Origin of the sequence: Lapillicoccus sp., assembly GCF_025353065.1 — a bacterium.
In the GTDB taxonomy this organism is placed as follows: Bacteria; Actinomycetota; Actinomycetes; order Actinomycetales; family Dermatophilaceae; genus Lapillicoccus.
The window spans coordinates 1-2572 of the sequence record NZ_JANXRJ010000283.1 but is presented as its reverse complement, the minus strand read 5'-3'; the positions used below and the strand labels follow the sequence as shown (position 1 = coordinate 2572).

Annotated in this window: 4 protein-coding genes; 2 read left to right on the top strand and 2 right to left on the bottom strand. The window is 69.1% G+C overall.

The features are described from left to right. The first annotated feature begins 131 nt into the window (after positions 1-131). The gene (locus Q0R63_RS20675) at positions 132-545 is read left to right on the top strand and encodes a hypothetical protein (RefSeq protein ID WP_295701686.1); all 414 of its coding nucleotides are present in this window, start codon (positions 132-134) and stop codon (positions 543-545) included. Here Q0R63_RS20675 and Q0R63_RS20670 read toward each other — a convergent pair. After that, entirely contained in the window at positions 535-1059 is a 525-nt protein-coding gene (locus Q0R63_RS20670) for a hypothetical protein (protein ID WP_295701684.1), read from the bottom strand. The two genes, Q0R63_RS20675 and Q0R63_RS20670, sit on opposite strands and share 11 nt — an antisense overlap. 52 nt (positions 1060-1111) lie before the next feature. Here Q0R63_RS20670 and Q0R63_RS20665 point away from each other — a divergent pair, with 52 nt between their 5' ends. After that, positions 1112-2185 carry a C40 family peptidase gene (locus Q0R63_RS20665; RefSeq protein WP_295701682.1) on the top strand — a complete coding sequence of 358 codons (1074 nt, stop codon included), beginning with the start codon at positions 1112-1114 and terminating at the stop codon, positions 2183-2185. A 196-nt stretch (positions 2186-2381) separates the two neighbouring features. Here the strand turns inward: Q0R63_RS20665 and Q0R63_RS20660 are convergent. After that, the coding region (locus Q0R63_RS20660; RefSeq protein WP_295701679.1) for a methyltransferase at positions 2382-2572 on the bottom strand (191 nt) is incomplete at its 5' end.

The following is a 2572-nucleotide window of genomic DNA, read 5'->3' as shown; positions in this document are numbered from 1 at the left end:
CTGCGTGGCGTCGCCACCCGCGGAGCCAAGGGTTCGGCCCGATGCCAGCAGGCCGACCTCCTACACGGGTTGACGCAGGTTTCCCCCGGCGACCCCGTCCGCTGGACCTGTCTCGACGTAGACGCCGCCTCATGAGCCGAGCGCCGTTCACTCAGTGGGCCGCTCATCAGCTAGGACTCACAGCTGACGACATCAACGCGATGGAGCTGACCGGAGCCTTCGAGGTCTTCGTTAGCCGGCTCGAGGCTGCGCGACGTCGGGGCGCGATTGACCCGTTGGTCACGATCACGAGCAAGCGTGCGGGCGGCAACTCGCGCCTGGTGACCAGGCGCATGCTTCACCAGCTCGGCTACGCTCCCGCCCAGTTGCGGGCCGTGCATCGGCTCATCGCCGGGTCAGGGTCGTGGTGGCCCGGGCTCCTGCGGCTGTATGCCCTGGACGTCGACTTGGATGCCCGTCAGCGGCAGTATGCGCGCCGGCAGCTGGTGCGCATCCGGGGCGAGCAACCAGAGCCACGCCGGGAGCGTGCGGTGGTCAAGCCCTGAGCGGTGCGAGGCTCGGATGCGTCACCAAGGCCGGTATGCCGTAGAGCTGCGCGACGCCCGCAACCGCCACCACCGCGACCGCTGGCCCTGAGAGCAGCCGGGTCCGGCCGTCACCGAAGTCGAGAACCACATGCCCGGCGTGCAGGTCGACCTCGAAGCCGACCATCGACCCCCACCACAGAGAGACCAGGTCATTCGAGGCGAGCCGCACCAGCAGTCGCCGCTCCGTGATCAGGACCTGCGACCACGAGGCCTCGCTCCACAAGCCGTCAATCCGGACGCGCAGCCACGACATCGACGCGCGCCACAGCACCTCTCCCGGTTCCAGCACCACACCCAGGGACATCGGGTCGATGGGTCGCTCTGACTGCAGACCGGCCAGCTCGAGAGCCAACGCGCGCGCATCACCGGCCTCCGCCGGCCCGATTGCCGGCGGTGCGTCGATGTGCTTGCGCAGCCGCACCCGTCTCTCCCTCACCTTGCTGTCCATGGCAACACTGTCGCGCGGGGGCACGACATCGCAACGCCTGAACCCAATCGTGCCCCGAGCGGCTCCTACTCTGTCCATGACCGCCAAGCCCGTGGTGACAGTTGTCGGCGCCTCGCTCGCCGCCCTCCTTCTCATCGTCGGGTCGGCAGCCGCCTCGACGCTGGGCACCGACACGCCGCCGCCCGGTCCGATCTGCGTCACCACCGGACCGGTGTCGGGGCTTTCACCCGCACAGGCCACGAACGCGCGGATCGTCGCGGCCACTGCGTCCGCGCGAGGCGGTCCGGCCGCGGCCCTGGTAGCCCTCATGGTCGGCCTTGCCGAGTCCGGGATGCGCGTACTGGCCAACCCTGACGACCCCAGCGGCGCGGCATACCCCCACGACGGCGTGGGCCACGACCACGACTCCCTCGGGATCTTTCAGCAGCGGCCCAGCTGGGGCAGCGCGGCCCAACGGATGGACCCGAGCGCCTCGACCGACCTGTTCGTCGATGCGCTGCTGGCGCTGCCGCACTGGCAGAGCCACCCTCCTGCCGTTGCCGCCCAGCTCGTCCAACGCTCAGCCTTTAACGGGACCCCCAGCGCAGCGAACGGCGGGTCGTCCGTCGTGGGAGCCAACTACGCTGCGCAGCAGCCCCTTGCCGTCGAGATTCTTGGGGTTGTCTCCGCTGACGCGGCACGACTCGACTGCGGTGCCAGCGCGGGGCCAATCGTGCCAGCGAGCCCAGGGTCGCACGGACTCCCCGCGACGTACGCGATCCCGACTGAGACCAGCCCAGGGGCCCGGATCGCGGTGTCCTACGCATTGGCCCAGCTCGGCAAGCCCTACCAGTGGGGCGCCACCGGCCCGGCGGCATTCGACTGCTCCGGGCTCACGCAGAGCGCCTGGGCTCAAACCGGCATGGCGATCAGCCGCACCACCTACACCCAACTCCACGACGGCACACCGACGGACCCCGCCCACCTCCTTCCTGGCGACCTCGTCCTAACCCCCGGCAGTGACGGCAGCCTCGCCCTCCCCGGGCACGTCGGCATGTACATCGGCCTCGGCCTGGTCGTCGAGGCACCCCAGACCGGGGACGTGGTCAAGGTCGTGACCCTCAGCGGCTTCACCGCCGGTGGCGTCTCCGCCCTCCGACACATCGCCTGAAATGCTGTGAAGGTTCTCACTGAAAATGTCATCGCTCTCACGGCCGTGTCGCTTCTTGTCGGCGGCGACATCCAGGTAGAAAGGCGGCTGGTGGTCGTCGGCGTGTCCGCTGGAGTGTAGCCCGCCATTGGGCGGCTATCGTTCCTCGGTTGTCGTGGCGCCCGCGAGGGGATCCTCCATCGGTGATGGCAACCCGTCAGGTCGGTATGGCTTCGAGAACGAACACGTCGGTTCCGGTGGGTATGGTCCTTTCGAGCCGGAATCCGGCGTGGGCGAGCAGGGCGCGGTACTCGTCGGTGGTGCGTTCCTGACCGCCGGGGGCGACGAGCATGTTCAAGTCGGAAAACGCTGTCCGGCTCGGATCGGGGCCGTCGTCGAGGAGTTGTT